At 57.0% G+C, this 16,853-nt stretch carries 22 protein-coding genes and 1 riboswitch; of the genes, 8 read left to right on the top strand and 14 right to left on the bottom strand.

Annotated elements, in window-relative coordinates; translation table 11 throughout:
• Positions 1-109: 109 nt before the first annotated feature.
• Genes ACFOTD_RS01620 through ACFOTD_RS01595 form a run of 6 tightly spaced genes read right to left on the bottom strand, consistent with a single transcriptional unit; the run spans position 110 to position 4,615 of the window.
• Positions 110-955 (bottom strand): ABC transporter permease subunit, encoded by an 846-nt coding sequence (locus ACFOTD_RS01620; RefSeq protein WP_378115088.1) that lies wholly within the window; start codon positions 953-955, stop codon positions 110-112.
• On the bottom strand, positions 952-1,932 hold the full coding sequence (locus ACFOTD_RS01615; RefSeq protein ID WP_378115086.1) for an ABC transporter ATP-binding protein: 981 nt from the start codon (positions 1,930-1,932) through the stop codon (positions 952-954). The genes ACFOTD_RS01620 and ACFOTD_RS01615 overlap by 4 nt, the downstream gene beginning before the upstream one ends.
• Entirely contained in the window at positions 1,929-3,047 is a 1,119-nt protein-coding gene (locus tag ACFOTD_RS01610) for a hypothetical protein (RefSeq protein ID WP_378115084.1), read from the bottom strand. The genes ACFOTD_RS01615 and ACFOTD_RS01610 overlap by 4 nt, the downstream gene beginning before the upstream one ends.
• Positions 3,004-3,510, bottom strand: coding sequence for a sigma-70 family RNA polymerase sigma factor (locus ACFOTD_RS01605; protein ID WP_378115082.1), 507 nt, complete (start codon positions 3,508-3,510; stop codon positions 3,004-3,006). The genes ACFOTD_RS01610 and ACFOTD_RS01605 overlap by 44 nt, the downstream gene beginning before the upstream one ends.
• Complete coding sequence (locus ACFOTD_RS01600) at positions 3,486-4,427, bottom strand: Ger(x)C family spore germination C-terminal domain-containing protein (protein ID WP_378115080.1); 942 nt, start codon at positions 4,425-4,427, stop codon at positions 3,486-3,488. Before ACFOTD_RS01600 ends, ACFOTD_RS01605 begins: the two co-directional genes overlap by 25 nt.
• Entirely contained in the window at positions 4,424-4,615 is a 192-nt protein-coding gene (locus tag ACFOTD_RS01595) for a hypothetical protein (RefSeq protein WP_378115078.1), read from the bottom strand. Before ACFOTD_RS01595 ends, ACFOTD_RS01600 begins: the two co-directional genes overlap by 4 nt.
• A gap of 199 nt (positions 4,616-4,814) precedes the next feature.
• Positions 4,815-4,930: riboswitch (TPP riboswitch) on the top strand.
• Positions 4,931-5,032: 102 nt separating this feature from the next.
• On the opposite strand from ACFOTD_RS01595, the gene ACFOTD_RS01590 reads away from it, so the two are divergent.
• From ACFOTD_RS01590 to ACFOTD_RS01570, 5 genes are read left to right on the top strand one after another with little or no spacing between them, the layout of a single operon-like run.
• Positions 5,033-6,115: an ABC transporter substrate-binding protein gene (locus ACFOTD_RS01590; protein ID WP_378115076.1), complete on the top strand. Its 1,083-nt coding sequence runs from the start codon at positions 5,033-5,035 to the stop codon at positions 6,113-6,115.
• Between the two features lie 47 nt (positions 6,116-6,162).
• Entirely contained in the window at positions 6,163-6,468 is a 306-nt protein-coding gene (locus ACFOTD_RS01585) for a thiamine-binding protein (RefSeq protein ID WP_378115074.1), read from the top strand.
• Entirely contained in the window at positions 6,458-7,231 is a 774-nt protein-coding gene (locus tag ACFOTD_RS01580) for an ABC transporter permease (protein ID WP_378115073.1), read from the top strand. The genes ACFOTD_RS01585 and ACFOTD_RS01580 overlap by 11 nt, the downstream gene beginning before the upstream one ends.
• Positions 7,228-8,010 (top strand): ABC transporter ATP-binding protein, encoded by a 783-nt coding sequence (locus ACFOTD_RS01575; protein WP_378115071.1) that lies wholly within the window; start codon positions 7,228-7,230, stop codon positions 8,008-8,010. Before ACFOTD_RS01580 ends, ACFOTD_RS01575 begins: the two co-directional genes overlap by 4 nt.
• Entirely contained in the window at positions 8,000-8,791 is a 792-nt protein-coding gene (locus ACFOTD_RS01570; protein WP_378115069.1) for a TatD family hydrolase, read from the top strand. The genes ACFOTD_RS01575 and ACFOTD_RS01570 overlap by 11 nt, the downstream gene beginning before the upstream one ends.
• A 306-nt stretch (positions 8,792-9,097) precedes the next feature.
• Here the strand turns inward: ACFOTD_RS01570 and ACFOTD_RS01565 are convergent, their stop codons facing one another.
• The 7 genes from ACFOTD_RS01565 to ACFOTD_RS01535 all read right to left on the bottom strand — a co-directional run bounded on the left by ACFOTD_RS01565 (position 9,098) and on the right by ACFOTD_RS01535 (position 14,747).
• On the bottom strand, positions 9,098-9,289 hold the full coding sequence (locus tag ACFOTD_RS01565; RefSeq protein ID WP_378115067.1) for a hypothetical protein: 192 nt from the start codon (positions 9,287-9,289) through the stop codon (positions 9,098-9,100).
• Between the two features lie 49 nt (positions 9,290-9,338).
• Entirely contained in the window at positions 9,339-9,854 is a 516-nt protein-coding gene (locus ACFOTD_RS01560; RefSeq protein ID WP_378115065.1) for a CcdC protein domain-containing protein, read from the bottom strand.
• A gap of 725 nt (positions 9,855-10,579) precedes the next feature.
• Positions 10,580-11,185, bottom strand: a complete 606-nt coding sequence (locus ACFOTD_RS01555) for a pentapeptide repeat-containing protein (protein ID WP_378115064.1) — start codon at positions 11,183-11,185, stop codon at positions 10,580-10,582.
• Positions 11,186-11,403: 218 nt separating this feature from the next.
• Positions 11,404-12,024, bottom strand: a complete 621-nt coding sequence (locus tag ACFOTD_RS01550) for a hypothetical protein (RefSeq protein ID WP_378115062.1) — start codon at positions 12,022-12,024, stop codon at positions 11,404-11,406.
• A gap of 249 nt (positions 12,025-12,273) precedes the next feature.
• Positions 12,274-13,515, bottom strand: a complete 1,242-nt coding sequence (locus tag ACFOTD_RS01545; RefSeq protein WP_378115060.1) for a site-specific integrase — start codon at positions 13,513-13,515, stop codon at positions 12,274-12,276.
• 29 nt (positions 13,516-13,544) lie between these two features.
• Positions 13,545-13,736, bottom strand: coding sequence for a hypothetical protein (locus tag ACFOTD_RS01540; protein ID WP_378115058.1), 192 nt, complete (start codon positions 13,734-13,736; stop codon positions 13,545-13,547).
• On the bottom strand, positions 13,737-14,747 hold the full coding sequence (locus ACFOTD_RS01535) for a stalk domain-containing protein (RefSeq protein WP_378115056.1): 1,011 nt from the start codon (positions 14,745-14,747) through the stop codon (positions 13,737-13,739).
• A gap of 90 nt (positions 14,748-14,837) precedes the next feature.
• Between ACFOTD_RS01535 and ACFOTD_RS01530 the strand changes: the two genes are divergently transcribed.
• Positions 14,838-15,152, top strand: coding sequence for a LytTR family transcriptional regulator DNA-binding domain-containing protein (locus tag ACFOTD_RS01530; RefSeq protein WP_378115054.1), 315 nt, complete (start codon positions 14,838-14,840; stop codon positions 15,150-15,152).
• A 587-nt stretch (positions 15,153-15,739) separates the two neighbouring features.
• Here ACFOTD_RS01530 and ACFOTD_RS01520 read toward each other — a convergent pair.
• Positions 15,740-16,090, bottom strand: coding sequence for a helix-turn-helix domain-containing protein (locus tag ACFOTD_RS01520; RefSeq protein WP_378115050.1), 351 nt, complete (start codon positions 16,088-16,090; stop codon positions 15,740-15,742).
• 153 nt (positions 16,091-16,243) lie between these two features.
• On the opposite strand from ACFOTD_RS01520, the gene ACFOTD_RS01515 reads away from it, so the two are divergent.
• Positions 16,244-16,474 carry a helix-turn-helix domain-containing protein gene (locus ACFOTD_RS01515; protein WP_378115048.1) on the top strand — a complete coding sequence of 77 codons (231 nt, stop codon included), beginning with the start codon at positions 16,244-16,246 and terminating at the stop codon, positions 16,472-16,474.
• 18 nt (positions 16,475-16,492) lie between these two features.
• Complete coding sequence (locus ACFOTD_RS01510; RefSeq protein WP_378115046.1) at positions 16,493-16,732, top strand: helix-turn-helix domain-containing protein; 240 nt, start codon at positions 16,493-16,495, stop codon at positions 16,730-16,732.
• Positions 16,733-16,853: the final 121 nt, after the last annotated feature.

The following is a 16,853-nucleotide window of genomic DNA, read 5'->3' as shown; positions in this document are numbered from 1 at the left end:
AGCGCCTGCGGTTCAAATTCAGCATAAAAAAGAAGACATCTCTCCTAAAAGGAGGCGGATGTCTTCTTTGGGCTTGCGCGTAAGTCGTTTTATCGGAGAAGGGGCTTCGCTACAGATCTTTTCGGCTGAACGCCCTGCACCCGAGCAGGAGCAGCACCGCCGCATAGACGACCGTATAGAATAGAAAGGCGTTCGAGGGAACGGTCGGGATGGAGAAAGGACCTAAATAGGTGCTCGTCAGTCCGGCCCAGTCCGACCCGCCCAAGAGCTCGTATAGACTTCTCCGGTAGACCGAGTCCGTCGGCACGATCAGCCCGGTCAGCAGGGTGAATTTTTCCATGCCGAGCTGCGTTCCTCCTTCGCTGGATATCCCTTCGATGAGACCGCTGAAGAGGGCGAGCCCGTAGAGCAGCGCGGTGCAAATGCCGTTGCCCAGCATCGGCAAATAGACGGAACCTAGCATGGACAGCGTGAGAAGCAAGAGCGGCATCCAAATAAACAGGGCGAAGCCCCGCAGCCAATCGCCTACGAACAGATGAAGGCCGGTGGCGCCGTGGACGATCCACACCATGGCGACGAACAGAACCGCGCTGTAGGCGGCGATCCAGACGGCATGTCCCAGCCACTTGGCCAGATAGAGCTTCCAACGGGGGAGCGGGCGGGCTGCGACAGCCAGCAGCAGACCGTTCTCCTGCTCGCCCGTGACGGTCCCCATCGACGAGAATAGCACGAAAAAGGAAGCCAGAAACTGCGCGAAAAAAAGCCCGAGCACCATAAAAACCATGCTGTCCACCAGCTGCTTGGCGGCATGGTTCGGCTCTTCTTCCGTCATGCCCGTCACTTCCCTGAGCCCGAAGCCGAACAGGAGCAGAAAGAGAGCCGTTAAAATAAGCGTGACCAGAAACACCCGCTTGCGCGTCAGCTCTTTGAAGGTGGCCGAAATGTACATCGTCATTGCAAGTCGCCTCCTTGACGGGAAGCGGCCATCCGGATGAACCAATCCTCGAGGCTGTTCGGCTCGGGACCGGATTCGTACAGCGTCAGGCCGCTGCGGATGAACAGCGCACACAAGTAGCCAGCCTGCTCGCGGTCGGATACGCGCGCGGACAAGACGGCGTTGCCGTTCGCATCGGCTTCGACGAGCCGCAGCGAGGTGACCGACGGTTCGCCGGCGGCTTCGCCAAGCGCCGCGAGCGTGTCGGGCAGCCAGCCGCCTACTTGGAATCGCCAGTTGACGCCGCCGTCGCCGGCACCGCCGAGCAGCTCGCGCAGCGGACCCGAAGCCAGCAGCTCGCCCCCGTATAGGAAGGCCGCTTGGTCGCACAGCGCTTCGACGTCCTCCAGCAGATGCGTGTTGAGAAACACCGTCACGCCTTTGGCCCGAAGCCGCTTCAGCAGGTTTCGGATCTCGTGCCTGCCGACCGGATCGAGGGCCGAAGCGGGTTCGTCCAGGATCACCAGCTCGGGATCGAGGAGCAGCGCCGCGGCGAGGCCCAGTCGCTGCTGCATCCCCTTGGAAAAGCCGCCGACCCGCCGGTCCGCGGCATCCGCCAAACCTACCAGCTCCAGCGTGTCACGGACCCGGCTGCGGAAGGCGGTCGAGCGCGTGTCCCGCGGGCGCAGTCCGCCCAGCTGGCCGTGGAGGCGGAGTACCTCCGCCGGCGTGAGCCAGTCCTGAAAGCGAAACAGCTCGGGCAAATACCCGAGCTTGCGCCTCGCCTCCGGTCGCCCGAGCGGTTGACCCAGCATGACGGCCCGCCCCGAATCGGGACGGTGAAGGCCGGCGAGCATTTTAACGAAGGTGCTCTTGCCGGCGCCGTTCGGTCCCAGCAGGCCGAAAATGCAGCCCTCCGGCACCTGCAAGGTGACGCCGCGGCATCCGCCGCGGCCTTCGTATGTTTTGGTTAGGTCCGCCGTATCGATCATCATCATGGCCCGACAAGCGCCTCGGCCGCGCGCCGGAAGTCGGTCGGCGTCTTGAAATCGTCCGTCTCGACGCTCAGCAGGCTCATGCGGTCCCCGTCGAGCCACAGCAGAAAGCGCTTGGCGTCGCCTTCGGTCATGATCGCCTCGCGTCCGTTCAGCCGAAGGCTCTCGGTCGCGCCTTCGCGAACGGGAACCGGCAGCGTACTTTGCCAGTCGCCGATGGCGGCGAGCTTGGTTCGCAGGCTATCGGGCAGCACCGGCAGACCCAGGATCGCGTCGCGAACGACGTTCGCGTCGATGCCGCCTTCGACCGTCAGCGAGGGCTTGCCGAACTGAAGCAGACGAGCCGGCTTGCCGGCCAAAGCGCCTTCCATGGAGACGCCGCCCGGAATGCTGAGGGTGATCGCCTTGCCGTCGGCGGCCGCCGGCAGGTTGGTGTCGCTGCCCAATCGGGTCAGCAGCCGATTGACGGCTTTGACGTTCAGCCGGAACGTCAGCACGGTGGCCGGCTGAAAGGAAGGGGCGGCCGGGCTGTCAAGCCGGATCAGCGGGGCGCCAATGCGATTTTCCGCTTCATCCCAAGTCACGGCGTGCGATTCGCCGCCGCCCGATTGGGTTAACGTGCCGTATTGGGCCAGGTCGAAGCGCTGATTTCCGTCAGGCGAGCCGCGCTCGAGCAGATTCGAGATAGAAGCCATGTCATTTTCCGAAATCCCGACGCCGACCATGTGATGGATGCGGAAGGTGTCCAGCATCGAGGCCATCGTCCGGTCTCCGAGCGGGGTGGCGAACAGGGCGACGGCCACGGCAGCCGCGGCGACGCCGGCGGACAGCCTCCTCAGCCTGCGCTTCGCCGGCTTTTCGGTCCGCCAGCCGCCTCCCGCGCCGATTAATAGACTTGCGCCGGTCTCTGGCCCTGGGGCAAGCGGCGCCGGTTGCGCCGCGCCGATTGCGTTTGCCTGCTTCATATCGATAGCACCGCCCTTATTAAAATGATCGTTCTCGGACTGCCGCCAGAACGCCGGCACCGGTTCTCCTTCCGCAGCCCGCTCGAACCGCGCCCAAGCCCGGCCGGGATCAAAATCCGGTTTCCCGCCGGCCCGTTTGTCCTCGTGATTCATCGCTTGCGTCCTCCTCCTGACCGTACTTCTTCTTGAGCCGCTCCTCCGCCCGTGCCAGCAGCGTGCCAATGATCTTGGGATTGACCCCGAGCCGGCGGGCGATCTCTTCGTAGCTGTATCCTTCCTCCCGCAGCAGCAGGGCGCTGCGATCCCGGTCCGAGAGCTTGTGCAGCACCCGGCGGACCACGTCGATCTCCCATTCGCGGATAACCTCCGTCTCTCCCGAAGGGGCGGCGCCTTCCGACCATGCCGCTATCCGGGCGGTCTCCTTTTCCAGCAAAGCCTTGCCCGACGCCCGCTGCCTCAAATAGTCGTAGCCCACCCGTGTCAGTACCCGGTGCAGCCAGGCGCCGCAGGCTTCCAACCGTTCGGGCGGGTTCCGGTAGAGCCTGAGAAACACTTCCTGCGCGAGATCCTCGGCTGCCGCGCGGTCGCCGGTCAATGCGTAGAGCTTGCGCGCCACGCCGGGGTAATGCTCCCGGAACAAGCGCTGAAATAGCTCGGGTACTTGCGCGTCTTCCTCCATGCCGCAGCCGTGCCCCCTTTCGATAGATAAGACGGATGCCGGCTTGATTTTGTAGCAGCCTCTAATAGAACGAGTTGCGAGATGTAGGCGTTAAGCGCGCCAAACAAGCATCCGCGTTCGCTTGGGACGCTTAATTCGGCCGTGCTCGCTTCGTGCGACGGAACGGCGCCGACGAATCCATATTGAATGTCGTTATGTATATTGGTTTTGAGTTCGGACCGCTCGAGCTGAATATCGACGTCGACTTGCAGGTCGCCTTTTGCGAACAGTTCGTTCCAGCTTGCAGAGAGTTGCTTGAATTCGCCGAATCGGTGCCGGTACATCCATTCTCCGAAGCCGAATATATCCGCCGCGTAATCAGTCTGGACCCTTTTAACGGTGTCGTCGATCCGTTCCCTGACATAAGCCTCGGTCAGCCGCTCGAGCTCCATGTAACCGGATGCTTGGTCGATCGGCAAGGCGGCCCCCAAGCTTACGATGAATCCGATGCCTCGTACGTTCAGCGTCATTTTCGGCCTTCCGTGAAGCATCCGGACCGCCTTGGAAGCATGAAGCCGAATGAGCCGCACGCCTGCGAACGCTTTGTTCTCCGGTAGCGGAACGGACACCGTCGTCTGCTCCAAGCTGTCGTTAGCGAGGAGCACGATATTCATATCGGAGGATGGAAGGAAGCCGACAAGCTTATCTTCTTTAAAGACGGCGGTATAAATGACGAGATTGACGTCTTCCCGAACATAACGGTAGCGTACGAAAAAATCCATAAAGCGGTTCAGTCCTAGTCGCGCCAGCCGCTCGTCGACCACGATGACCTGCATATGCGATCCGATGAGCAACCGGTCGAACTGTTCGTTCAACCGGTTGACGCTTCAGAGAGCGTATCCGCCTCCGCTATATATAGCTGCGCGGGCGCATCGCCTCTTCCGTTTTCCGCGCTTATGGACTCCGCCGCGTTCAGCACCTCTACCGTTACCCGAATGTCGCGTTCATGCCCGATTTCCAGGGCGACGCCGGTAATCAGGGAAGAACGGCTCACTTCAACCATGTCCCTACAGCCGCCAATGACAAGCAAAGCCGTGTTCCTCGCCCTTTTTTTTACAGGTTGCGCCGGCGGCGGAAGCATTATGCAAAAGCCGAAGGGGTGACTTGCCGGCGAGGCCGCTTAGCGTAAAAAGCTGGACAGATTCCGATCTTCTGCTATAATGAGGAACGTTATCAATCAACGCCAAGTACGTCGACAATCGAACAAACCCCGGGGGAGCTGGAATAGGCCGGCTGAGAGTGCATCCCATCACCAACGATGCAGACCCTTTAACCTGATCTGGTTAGTACCAGCGTAGGGAGGCGGGAAGCGCGAATCGGATTCGCGCGTTTTGTCCATGCTTATTTAGGACGCCCTCCGTATACGGGGGGCGTTTTTTGAATGTCTGCGTGCGAAGGCATGGAGAGGGAGAAAAGACAGATGCGAATGGTCAAAAAAAGCTGGCACGGCAAGGGCGCGGCGGCGATCGCGGCACTGCTGATTATGGCGGGCTGCGGAGGGAACGGGAACGGAGAGGGAGGCAGCGGTTCGGCAGCGGCTTCGCCGGGCGCGAGCGCTTCGTCGTCGGCACCCGCTTCCGCATCAAGCGGTCAAGCCGCCGATCTGGGCAAGGTGAAGGTCGTGCTCGACTGGACGCCGAACACGAACCACACGGGACTGTACGCCGCGGCCGATCAGGGCTATTGGAAAAAGCGCGGACTCGACGTCGAGATCGTGCTGCCGCCGGAGAGCGGCGCGGACCAGATGGTCGCGACGGGAGCGGCGGATTTCGGCGTAGGCGCGCAGGAGGGGCTCACCCTAGCGAGAGAGAACGACATGCCGATCGTCTCGCTGGCCGCCATCATTCAACACAATACGTCGGGCTTCGCTTCCCCGGCGGACAAAAACATCAAGGAGCCCAAAGACTTCGAAGGGCATAGCTACGGCGGATGGGGCTCGCCGGCGGAACAAGCCGTTATCGGCTCTATGATGCAAAAGCAGGGCGCCGACGTGAACAAGGTCAAGTTCGTCAACGCGGGCACCGCGGACTTTTTTACCGCCGTGCAAAAGGATATCGACTTCGAATGGATCTTTTACGCCTGGACCGGCATCGAAGCCGAGCAGCGCGGGATCCGGCTGAACATGGTCTATCTCTCGGATTTCGACAAGCGCCTCGATTATTACACGCCGGTGCTGACGACGAGCGAGAAGATGATCAAGAACAAACCGGACGTCGTCCGCGCCTTCGTCGAAGGGGCGTCGGAAGGCTATCAATACGCGATCGACCATCCGGCCGAAGCCGCGGACATCCTGATCAAGGCCAATCCCGACCTGAACGCGGACCTCGTCAAGGCGAGCCAAGCTTGGCTGAGCCCGAAATACAAGGACGACGCGCCGCGCTGGGGCGAGCAAAAGCGCGAAGTGTGGTCCGGCTACGCCGAATTTCTTAAGGAGCACGAGCTGCTGACGAAGGATCTGGATTACGACGCGATGTTCACGAACGACTTTTTGCCGCAACCTTAAATTTGCCGAAATCTTAAATAAGAACTTAAACGAGGAGGAAAACAGACATGTCGCAAGCGCTGCTCAGCATTCAGATTTTGCCGAAGGCCGCAAATCCGGAGGACGATACCCATCTGTACGTCGACCGGGCGATCGAGATCATCAAGGCTTCCGGCGTCGCCTATCGGGTCGGGCCGCTCGAGACGACGATGGAGGGCGGCCTCGACGAGCTGCTCGATATCGTGAAGGAAATGAACCGCGCGATGTTCGAAAAGGGCAGCCCGTCCGTCCTGTCGCAGATCAAGCTGCTCGTTCACGGTTCGGACGGCGCCTCCATGGCGCATCTGCTGCGCAAATATCCCGATGGACAGTAAGCTAGGCCGCCTTCTGCTTCCGGTCGGCACGTTGGTTGCCGTGCTGGCGCTCTGGCAGCTGAGCGTAGCGCTATGGCACATCAAGCCCTTTACGCTGCCGTCGCCGCTGGCGATCGGGGAACGGATATGGGAGCAGCGGGACAGGCTGCTGGCGCAGAGCGGGTCGACCCTGAAGCTGGCCCTGAAGGGCATCGGGCTCGGCATCGGGCTCGGCGTGCTGTCGGCCATCGTTTTTCACCTCATCCCGTTCGTCCGGGCCGCGCTCTCGCCGATCATTATCATCACGCAAAACATTCCGCTGATCGCGCTAGGGCCGCTGCTTATCATCTGGTTCGGCTTCGGCCTGACGCCGAAGCTCGTGCTGCTGTCGCTCGTCTGCTACTTTCCGATCGCCTGGTCGATGCTGGCCGGCCTCGGACAAGCCGATGCGCATCTGCGCGAATACCTCGCGATGATCGGCGCAAGCCGGCTCACGGTGCTTAGGCGACTGGAGCTGCCGGCTTCCCTGCCGTACTTTTTCTCCGGTCTGAAAATTACGGCAACGTACAGCATCACCGCCGCCATCGTAGCGGAGTGGCTCGGCGCAAGCGAGGGGATCGGTTATTACCTGGTGCTCAAGTCCAAGGGCTACGATACGACAAGCGTGTTCGCCGCGATCGTATGCATCGTGGGCATGGCGCTCGCCTTTTACGGCATCGCGGCGCTGCTCGAGCGCCTTGTCGTCCGTTGGCGGCCGGCGGCACGGGAGGGGGGAGCGCGATGAACGGGCAAGCGAAGCTCGAACTGATCGATATTAGTCACAGCTACGCGCGCGGCAAAAAAGCCCATCCCGTGCTCGGCGGCATTTCGCTGACGGTCGCGGACGGCGAGTTCGTCACGCTGCTCGGGCCGTCCGGCAGCGGCAAGTCGACGTTGTTCCGCCTCATCGGCGGCGTCGAACGCCCGGATGCGGGACGCATCCTGATCGACGGCGCGGAGACGACCGGCCGGCGCGGACAGATCAGCTACATGCCGCAGCAGGCGTCGCTGTTTCCTTGGCTGTCGGTCGGCGCCAATATCGCTTCCGCGCTGACGACGGCGGGCATTGAGCGGCGGCGCGCGGCGGCGATGGCGGAGGAGTGGCTTGGTCGCATCGGGCTCGGCGATGTGGCAAGCGAATATCCGCAGGTGCTGTCCGGCGGCATGCAGCAGCGCGTATCGTTTTTGCGGGCGCTGCTCATGCCGCGCGGCGTCATGTGCCTGGACGAGCCGTTCGCCGCGCTCGACGCGCTCACCAGGGCGGAGATGCAAACCTGGCTGCTGCGGCTCTGGGAGGAGGAACGGCGCTCCGTGTTGTTCGTTACGCACAGCATCGAGGAGGCGCTGACGCTGTCGGACCGGATCTATGTGCTGTCCAAGGCGCCGGCGTCCGTGCTGAGGGAGATTCGGGTGCCGTTCGAGAGGCCGAGGCGGTCGGATGTCTGGAAGGAGCCGGCGTTCGTGGCCCTCAAGGAAGAAGTGCTGGCGCTGCTGGAGCGGGGAGGTGCCGGCCATGGCGTATGACGCGCATTTGCACGTCGACCAATATCCGCCGGAGCGCCGGGAGGCGCTGCTGGCGGAGGCATTCGCAGCGGGAATGCGAGGGATCGTCGCCGTCTCGATGGACCCGGATTCCTGCGAGGAGACGCGCCTGCTCGCCGCTGCGTGGCCCGGTCAAGTGATGCCCGCCTACGGCCATCACCCCGAGCAGCCGCCGCTCGGGCCGGAGGCGCTCGAGCGGCTGTGCGGCCGTATCCGCAGGCTCGCGGAGGCCGGAGAGGCGTTTGCGATCGGCGAAGTCGGCCTGCCGTACTATACGAGGACGGAGGCCGAGGCGGGCGGCGAAGCGTTCGACGAAGCGCCGTACTTGGCGCAGCTCGACGTTTTCGCGAGCCTCGCCGCCGAGTTGGACCGCCCGATCGCGCTGCACGCGGTCTACGAGGATGCCGACAAGGCGCTCGCCGTATTAGACCGCCACGGCGTGCGCAGGGCGCATTTCCACTGGTATAAGGGGGCGCCGGAGACGACGGCGCGGATCGCCGCGCGGGGTTACTTCATCTCGCTCACGCCGGACGTGCTGTACGAGCCGGATATCAGGGAACTGGCCGCTTCTTATCCGCTCGAACAGTTGATGGCGGAAACGGACGGCCCCTGGCCCTTCGAAGGTCCGTTCTTAGGGATGGAGACGACGCCGGCCATGACGCTTGCGGTCGCGCGCGAGATCGCGGCGCTTCGCGGTATGGAGCTTAAGGCGGTCGAAGAAACTTTGGACCTGAATACGGCGGGATTTTACGGTTTCGTTTGACGCGATAAAAAGACCGCGATAAAGACAATGGTACCGCCGATTCCGCAAGGGGCTCTATGCAGAGCCTCTTTTTTTCGTTTAACGTCGCGGTTTTGCGAATTAGCTCTATGTGGAACCTCTTTGGCTCGATTGACGGCGCGATCTTGCGAACGACGGTCCAAAATTCGCGCCAGTGTCGTCTGCGGACAACCGAATCAGAAACACAAACGGGATGAGGCAGCTAATGACGCCGCTTCATCCCGATTTTCTTGTTGTGCTTCATTCGTCGGCCTGCTTCGTCCGGCTTGCTCTGCGTCTCCGATATCCTCAGCCGTGATAACTGCCGGACGGCGCATTCAGCACCCATTCGAGCAGCAACAGCTGTTCTTCCAGCCGCTCGGCCTGCGCCTGCAGTTCGGGGCGGGCTTCCTCGCCCGCTTCCGCGTACAGCGCCTCGAGCGCTTGCTTGCGCGAGGCTAGCTCGTGATATTTTCGCTTAACTTGGTCTGCGGTTCTCAATTTCGACGTCCTTTCTGCGACAGGCGGTCTTGGGCATGCGACCAGCCGATCAGGCGGCTCGCTTGGGAGCGGCGCGCAGCACGTAGAGGTAATAGCCTGCGTAATAAGCGATCAGAATGAAGAAGATGGCCGCCGTCCAAGGGTCGCGGCCGTACTGCTCCAACGAGTCGGCGCCGCCGCCGGCGTTCGCGGCCGTTTGCGCGCCCTGCATCGCGAACAGGAACCGGTAGGCGATACGGCCGATGAACAGCGCGATGACAAGCGATTCGATAACGACATGCGTCCGGTAGTAGAGCCCGTCGCTGCGTTTTTCCACGATGCTGTGCCGGATCGCGAACCAGGCGAGCAATCCGCCCAAGGCGAGGCCCGCGGCATCGGCGGCGAATACGATCGGGTGGACGAATCCTGCCGCGATCAGGATGATGCCGATGACGGAGAAGATGCCGATCCGGATCTGAAGCCTCCGCGGCCGAAGCAGCTGAAAGCCGACCGTCCGGCGGATGCGACGATACAAAATAAACGCAACCAAGAGGATAGGGACCGCATATTGCGCGGCTTGGCTCATGAAGAATCGTCCTTTCGGGATCGGTTGATTCGCTTAGTTTATCATACGAACCCGGGGAGCCGTCTATCCTTCCCTGGACTGAAATGGCGTTTGTTTTCTCGGCTCTCGTCGGACTTGGCGTCTTGGCGTTATTAATAGAGAAACGAACAGTCTGGACGCTAAAAAGCCGCCGGACACCGGCGGCTTCGGTCTGCCTGGAAGAGGCGCGATGACGAATCAGCGACGTGAACGCGGCGTGGTATGCGGATCTTGCTTGATCGTTTCCGACACCTCGGTCACTAAGAACGCCAGGTAATTCCTAAGCGAGAGACGTTGCTGCTTCATGCGTCATCACACCTCCTTCCGTAAGGTATTGTTATAATTTTCTTACACCTCAGACGGCGGGTTGAATCTGGTGCCGACACGAAAAGACGCATTTCCGGACGGGCGTCGTCGGAGCGGCGTCGGGAACGCCAAAAAAGCCGGCTCCTCTCAAGGAGGGCCGGCCGTACGCGCAGCGCGCGTCAAGTCATGTAGAGAAACGAATCGTCAAATAAATGACCAAGACAAACAAAAATACCGCCAGGCAATAGCCCAGCACAAGCCCAACCGCTTTAGGACCGTTCACTGTCGACTCACCGCCCAGTTCTTAATGCTTCTATTATACAGGACGGTGCCGGAGGAAATGAAATGACGCGTTTGTGAACGATTGGGCGAAACGCTGCGGATCGGACCCTTATTGCGAATTAACCGACCTTGGCGCCGTGCGAGATGGAAAAAAGCACGGCTTGCTCGTGATCCATACGCAGGCCGGAGACGGCGAATTGCTTGAAGTCGACGCCGTCCATTTTGGCGCCCCTCGCGTCGGCGCCTTGCAGGTCCGCTTTGGCGAGGGAGGCCATACTCAGGTCGCAGTCCCTGAGATCCGCCTTGGTCAGCTGCGCGCCGGCCAGGTCGGCTTCGTAAAATTTGATACCGCGCAAATCCTGCTTAGCCAGCTTCGCATGCCTCAGATTCGTATAGGACCAGTCGCCCTGCAGGATGGAGATGCCGTCGAGTACGGTGTTGGAAAACGTAGAGCCCATCATTTTGCAGCGATCGAACTTCGAAACGAACAAATCCGCACCGTCGAAGTTGCAATTTTCGAACGCGGATTCCGTATGGACGGAGCCGTTAAGCGAAGCGCCGCGAAAATCGCAGCCCACGAAGCGGCATTTGACGGACGCGATCTCCTCCATGGAGCCATGGGCGAACGAGCAACGGACAAACGTACAGCCGATCAGCTCGCCGTAACGCAGATCCTGGCTGCCGAAGCTGACGCCTTCGTACGTTTGTTGACTATATTGAAACAAGAGCATGACTCCTTTCGGGGACGAATTTCCTTTTTTACTATAGCATACGGCTGTCAAGTGCCCGTTCGCGCCGCAGTAAAAGTCAAGCGGAATATTTTTAACCTGGCGGCAAATGAAAAAGACCTCCTGGCGGAGGTCTTTAAAGCGCTGCAAATTACGATTTAAGATGGCGGGAATCCTTTAAAAAGGTAATGATCTCTCCAAGTTGCCGCCCCGCCTTAACCGAGATTTTCTTCGGCGCTCGCATCGTCGGAGGAGTCGAACAGCGGACCGCTCGTACTCCACAACTGCTGAAGCTGATCGTCCGTAATCGTGCCCTTCAAGAACTTGTCGTAATCGGATGTCAGAATTTCGATCACGTTCTCCTCGTCGTCGTCGTCGATGTACACGACGCGCATGTATTCGGCGCCGAGCGGCACGAGCTTTTTGAAGATCAGATCGATGTCCGCCCAGTCGTCGTCGAAGCCGTACAGGGCAGGGAAATAAACGACCGCGGTCACTTCCTTGGCGATGCTCGTAAGCGTGATTCCGTCGCCGCCGAGCGATATGACGTCCTCGGTCGCCTGGACTAAATTGGCGCCGGCGGGCTTGAGGTCGACCGTCTGTTTCTTTGCGTCGTAAGAGTAAGAAACGCCGGCGCTTTTCAACGCGGCCAAAGGCAGCATCGTCGAGCCCTGGAAATTGATGGCCGGCGTGCCCGTCGTCAAAATAGGCTGCCCGCCGAGCGTTATTCTCATCTTCGCATAACCTTTGTACGTTCCCCATAAATTCGCGGCGCTCACGACGCCGCCTACGGTCAGCAGGCCAATCAGGGTCAGCAAAAGAATCTTCTTTTTCATCCGCGCAACACTCCATCGCTATTGGTATAGATTTCCTGTATCGTATTACCCACATTAACCTAACATGAACACTTATTTCGATTCTGTAACCCAGGTCACATTTTTTGGAGGCTTGTCGGCGCAAAAAAACGACCCCCGTCTTTCGACGGAGGTCACATGGGAGATGAGGCGGTTTGCTTTTGGAGCAGTTAGGGCATTTTAAAATTTGTGTGTCGGATTTGCCGTAATGACGCCATTCCTGTCCACATGTTAATGAATCGTTGGAGAGTTTTTTGGATCGTTTTGCGAATTTGGTGGACAATCAGTGGACAACTCGTGGACAGTTTCCGGTTCCGGCCTCTTCATCATATCGTTGAAGGCGGCGGCAGTTTCCTGCTCAACCGATTTGAAAATGTGCCCGTAGATCTCCTGCATTTTCGAATTCTTGTGTCCGGTTCGGCGAGCGATCGCTTCGGGGTGGATCTTCTTGTAGATCATCCAGCTCACGCTCGTATGACGCAGGTCATGTAGCCGGATCGGCTTTAGTCCGTGGCGCCGGTGAAAATCAATCCACCACTTTGTTAGGCGATTCGGGTGCAGCGGCTTGCCGTCGGCATGGTTGAAGACGAAGTCATGTCCTTCCCACGTTCGCACGTTTTCCACCTTGTACTCTCGCAGCTCCTCGACGATCGCTTCCGGCAGCGTAATTCTCCGGTAAGATGTTTTGTTCTTCGGCCCCTTGATTAAAGGCTTGCTGTTTACCGTCTTCGTAATCGATTGCTCAACCCTCAAATAGCCTTCCTCCAAATTAACCCGGGACCACTCCAGTCCGGTCATCTCCCCGCGGCGCATGCCCGTCGTAACCGCCAGCAACACCATCAACCGGATGTGAGGGGGCTCGTCCTCGAGCGCGGCGAACAGCTGCTTGATCTCGTTCTCGTCGTACACCTCCATTTCCTTGAGGTCGTCTTCCTTCGGCTTGCGTACGCCGGTCATGGGATTTGTCTCAATATAGCCTTCCTCCAGAGCCAACCGAAAGATGCTTTTCAGCACCCGATAGTTGTACACGATCGTCGCCGATTTAAGCGGACCCATGCCGTCACGACGCGCAGCTGGAGACCGCAGGTGTACCAGGAAGTCATTCACTTTCCGAGTGTTCACGTCTTCCAGCCACATGCGTTCGAAGAAGGGAAGGATACGGTTCTTAAGCTGCAGGCGATAATTCGTCTGAGTCTTCGCTTCGAGCGTGTCCACGTGCTTTACCAGCCATTCATCCGTAAACTGCTTGAAGCTGACGCGAGCGTCCTTGTGCTTGGATCCGCTCTCGTACTCCAGCTTGAACAGAGACAGTTCGTGTTGCAGATGAGCCTCTAACCGCTTGGGAGCCCGTAGGAGCGCCGGATCGGTAACCCGGATCGTCTTGGTAGGCTGTATGCGGTTGCCGGCGGCGTCGCGGCCGTACTCAAGAATAAGCAGGTATGAATTCTCGCCGCGTTTCCTCCAACTCGACATATAGATGCTCCTTTCGATAAGAAAGGCCCTTATCGAAGGGCCGGCTGCTGGAGCAGCTTGAACGTGAATATATGCTTGTAATAGTGCTGATGATCGGACAGGACGACGGTGTACTTGGTGTGCTGCTTCACCAGCCCCGAGCCCATGAATTCCTCGCCGTACCAGACGGCTATCGGGATCGAGTGGAGGTAGGCGTGGTTGATGAGAGCGGCGGATTTCATTTATTTCAGCCTTTCAACCGTTACCGTTTTGTCCACACCATCGACTATCATTTTGAATTTTGTTCCATCTTTATAAATCGTTACTTTTGGTGCGTACTTGTAACTGTATTTATATGTGTAATCGGTTTGCTGCCATATCTGTCCGTTCTGCAATTTAAATATTTTACCATTCTCAAACCCATCAAAGTCGCCATCGATCTTTGAGTTTACTGTCGAAAATGTAGTTGCTCCTGTGATTGGAGTTGACAGGTCAGGTGCGGTATTGATCTGAGGCTGCACATAAGTCACTGTGCTTCCTTGAATCAGGTTGAAATATTTCGTATATCCATTCATCACTAAGTTCTCGCTTGTCGATACTGAAGTTGCTGCTTTTTCGAGATTGTCGAAAAACTTAGTCGAAAAATCCGTGTCAGTATTGTATGCTCCTAAACTCGTAACAGCTGCTTTAAGAGAGTCAATTGCAGACGAATAACCTAACAACGCTTGATCGATTGCTGGTTCTAGTTGGCTTATGGAGGTGGCTACCGCCAATTTATCTTTTTCAAAAGCCTGCAGGCGGTTGTACTCATTTACCAAGTCATTAACGGCATTATTTGAATGCGTCAGGATAGCTTGTGGCGTTAAGTTGGCTCTTAGGTAAGACAGATCATTCGTGAGCAAGGACTGGGTTTGTGTAAATCTGGAACCCAGTGTGTTTAATGCAGCATAGTAATCCATAAGAACGGCATAGCTTTTGATCTTAGCGACATCAAAAGTTTGCTGTTTAATATCCACAGTTTGGTTCTTTGAGTCGAAAGTATAGGTTACTCCGGCTTGCTGTAGCAGATTTACAGGAATCATAGTGCGTCCGTTATAGCTGATTGCAGGGACATCACCTGTTTTAATAGGAGATCCATTTACAGTAAGCCGAATGATTGGATTACCTTTGTAAGTTCCCCACATGCTTGCCGCGCTAACAACTCCGCCGAATAACATGGATGCTGCAACGATGATTGCTATCTTCTTTTTCATGGATAATTACCTCAAGTATATTCCTCATCGGCTGAGGTATTTGCTGAATAATTCCTGCGTCTCCGGGTAACCTACGCGCGAGGTGATCGCATGTATATTCCGGGATACAACAACGGGAAGCCGAGTTTCATCAAAGTGGACGATATCCTATACATTTCAGCAGAGAGAAACGACATCCGATTCCATACGCACGATTACGTTTACCGCCCCCTAGCATCCCTCCAGGATTATACCGAACTGCTCAGCTCCCGCGGATTCGAAATGCTCAATAAAAACCATCTCGTCCAAGTGAACAAGATCCTTCGTTACGATCGCGACAAGCAAGTAGCCTTGTTCGACGATGAGTCACCTTCTCGCGGGGTACATATATCTCGACGCAATCGTTTTAAAATTGACCGAATGTAGGGTACGAACGGTCGGTTTTACGGCGAGGTTCGACATCAATCCAGAAATTTCTATGTTAAAATCATGCCAATCATCTATTTTTAGCGGAGGTGATGGCCCTGGTAAAGTGATTGCTTTACCGCCCGTTGCAGAGTAGCTAGAACGATCTACTCTGTTTTTTTGCCGATCACCACGCGCGATCATTCGTACTTCCAGGTATAAATGTCGTCCATAGGAACTCCGAAAAAGTCAGCAAACAGTTTTGTTGTCGAAAGCGACATCTTTTGACGCCCCGTATAATAAGAGGAAAACTGCTGCTTTGTCATATCAATTCTCGGGTTCGCATAGACGTCGTGGGGCTCTAATCCACGTTCGCGCATCAATGTGGGTAATCGGCACTTAACGGGACGGACCCTGGGTGCCATACCTACCCTCACATTCCTATTGAACCAGAACAATTGTTCGTATAAAATTGACTTCAAATGGCTGCGTAAAAAGGAGATGTGTCGATTTGCTAACCGAGCAGCAAGCATGTTACGTCAACACGATAATAAAACTTAAAGGTATAGACGTGAGCGAAGCAGAGTTCTACAAGGTAGTCTGCAAATTCACTGCTTCGATTTTGCTTGAGCAATCGACTCAATCAAACTTTTCATCGCAGCCAGGACAACCGGATCGTCATGGAGGTTAACCTTATAATGACTCTCAGTTTCCTTAATAATTCGATCAAAACTACTTTCTGAGAGCGAATAGCTCTCATTTTTCTTGCCAATAAGCCAATCCGTAGAGACCTCATAGATTTCTGCTAGTTTCATCAGCGTATCTGTATCTGGTTCGCTGACTCCATTCTCATATCCACTGAGGGTCTTATTATTGATCCCCGTTCTGTCTTTGACCTGGGTTTGTTTAAGTCCCTTTCTCTCCCTGGCCGAGCGCAGCCGACTCCCTAAATCGCTCATAACACACCTCCCGGTTAGCTAAGAAATAGTATAGCCAATTCTTGAAATCAAAGAATAACATTCTTAGAAACATTGAATATCGGCTTGACATCTTAAAATCTAAGAATTATTATTAGGTCATGGTTCTTAGATTCTAAGAAGGAGGCGTCCGATATGAACATGAACAAGCGCATCAGAGAATACATCATTGCCAATGGCCTAACGTTCTCTCTTGTCGCTGAATTATCAGGCTATGACATCAAAAAGTTCTCTCGGTGGATGACCAACTCGCAGCCGATGTCCACCGACGACTATGAAAAAGTCTGCTCGTTGGGTTTGAAACTTGATCCCTCATATTTTTATTCGAAAAAGTTCTTAGAAACGCAGAATTCCCACTCGGCCTGACGAAAGGAGGTGAACATCATGTCCGTAATGGATGAATCTATGACGCCAAAAGAGGCGGCGCCGTTCCTTAAGATCTCGACATGGATGCTGTACGACATGGTCCGCAAGAAGCAGATTCCGCACTTCAAGGTTCGGTCGAAAATCTTCTTTCGGAAATCGGCGCTTGAACAATGGGTGCTGGATCAGGAAGCCGCCTCGGTAGCTGGGTTGCCGTTCGCAATGACGGAAGAGCCGGCGCCGCGCTTTAAAGGCCACTGAACGGGAAAATCCCGCCGCGTGGGGGATATTGGCGGCGGGCGAGGCGGGGAGTACGAGGCGATCGATCTGTTAGAGCAATCATACGGCTTTGCAGCATCACACAGAAGACCCTCCGCTGTGA

Origin of the sequence: Cohnella sp. GCM10012308 (genome assembly GCF_042649185.1) — a bacterium.
Taxonomy (GTDB): domain Bacteria; phylum Bacillota; class Bacilli; order Paenibacillales; family Paenibacillaceae; genus Cohnella.
The sequence above is the reverse complement of the archived record's forward strand: the minus strand, read 5'-3'. Positions and strand labels throughout refer to the sequence as shown.

Excerpts from the sequence above, each read along its gene's own strand:
- ACFOTD_RS01595 (WP_378115078.1), bottom strand. The coding sequence starts at position 4,615 with ATGGTTGAAGTGAGCCGTTCTTCCCTGATTACCGGCGTCGCCCTGGAA.
- ACFOTD_RS01620 (WP_378115088.1), bottom strand. The coding sequence starts at position 955 with ATGACGATGTACATTTCGGCCACCTTCAAAGAGCTGACGCGCAAGCGG.
- ACFOTD_RS01610 (WP_378115084.1), bottom strand. The coding sequence starts at position 3,047 with ATGAATCACGAGGACAAACGGGCCGGCGGGAAACCGGATTTTGATCCC.
- ACFOTD_RS01585 (WP_378115074.1), top strand. The coding sequence starts at position 6,163 with ATGTCGCAAGCGCTGCTCAGCATTCAGATTTTGCCGAAGGCCGCAAAT.
- ACFOTD_RS01540 (WP_378115058.1), bottom strand. The coding sequence starts at position 13,736 with ATGAAATCCGCCGCTCTCATCAACCACGCCTACCTCCACTCGATCCCG.
- ACFOTD_RS01535 (WP_378115056.1), bottom strand. The coding sequence starts at position 14,747 with ATGAAAAAGAAGATAGCAATCATCGTTGCAGCATCCATGTTATTCGGC.
- ACFOTD_RS01520 (WP_378115050.1), bottom strand. The coding sequence starts at position 16,090 with ATGAGCGATTTAGGGAGTCGGCTGCGCTCGGCCAGGGAGAGAAAGGGA.
- ACFOTD_RS01580 (WP_378115073.1), top strand. The coding sequence starts at position 6,458 with ATGGACAGTAAGCTAGGCCGCCTTCTGCTTCCGGTCGGCACGTTGGTT.
- ACFOTD_RS01530 (WP_378115054.1), top strand. The coding sequence starts at position 14,838 with ATGTATATTCCGGGATACAACAACGGGAAGCCGAGTTTCATCAAAGTG.
- ACFOTD_RS01560 (WP_378115065.1), bottom strand. The coding sequence starts at position 9,854 with ATGAGCCAAGCCGCGCAATATGCGGTCCCTATCCTCTTGGTTGCGTTT.
- ACFOTD_RS01570 (WP_378115069.1), top strand. The coding sequence starts at position 8,000 with ATGGCGTATGACGCGCATTTGCACGTCGACCAATATCCGCCGGAGCGC.
- ACFOTD_RS01615 (WP_378115086.1), bottom strand. The coding sequence starts at position 1,932 with ATGATGATGATCGATACGGCGGACCTAACCAAAACATACGAAGGCCGC.
- ACFOTD_RS01545 (WP_378115060.1), bottom strand. The coding sequence starts at position 13,515 with ATGTCGAGTTGGAGGAAACGCGGCGAGAATTCATACCTGCTTATTCTT.
- ACFOTD_RS01575 (WP_378115071.1), top strand. The coding sequence starts at position 7,228 with ATGAACGGGCAAGCGAAGCTCGAACTGATCGATATTAGTCACAGCTAC.
- ACFOTD_RS01515 (WP_378115048.1), top strand. The coding sequence starts at position 16,244 with ATGAACATGAACAAGCGCATCAGAGAATACATCATTGCCAATGGCCTA.
- ACFOTD_RS01590 (WP_378115076.1), top strand. The coding sequence starts at position 5,033 with ATGCGAATGGTCAAAAAAAGCTGGCACGGCAAGGGCGCGGCGGCGATC.
- ACFOTD_RS01550 (WP_378115062.1), bottom strand. The coding sequence starts at position 12,024 with ATGAAAAAGAAGATTCTTTTGCTGACCCTGATTGGCCTGCTGACCGTA.
- ACFOTD_RS01510 (WP_378115046.1), top strand. The coding sequence starts at position 16,493 with ATGTCCGTAATGGATGAATCTATGACGCCAAAAGAGGCGGCGCCGTTC.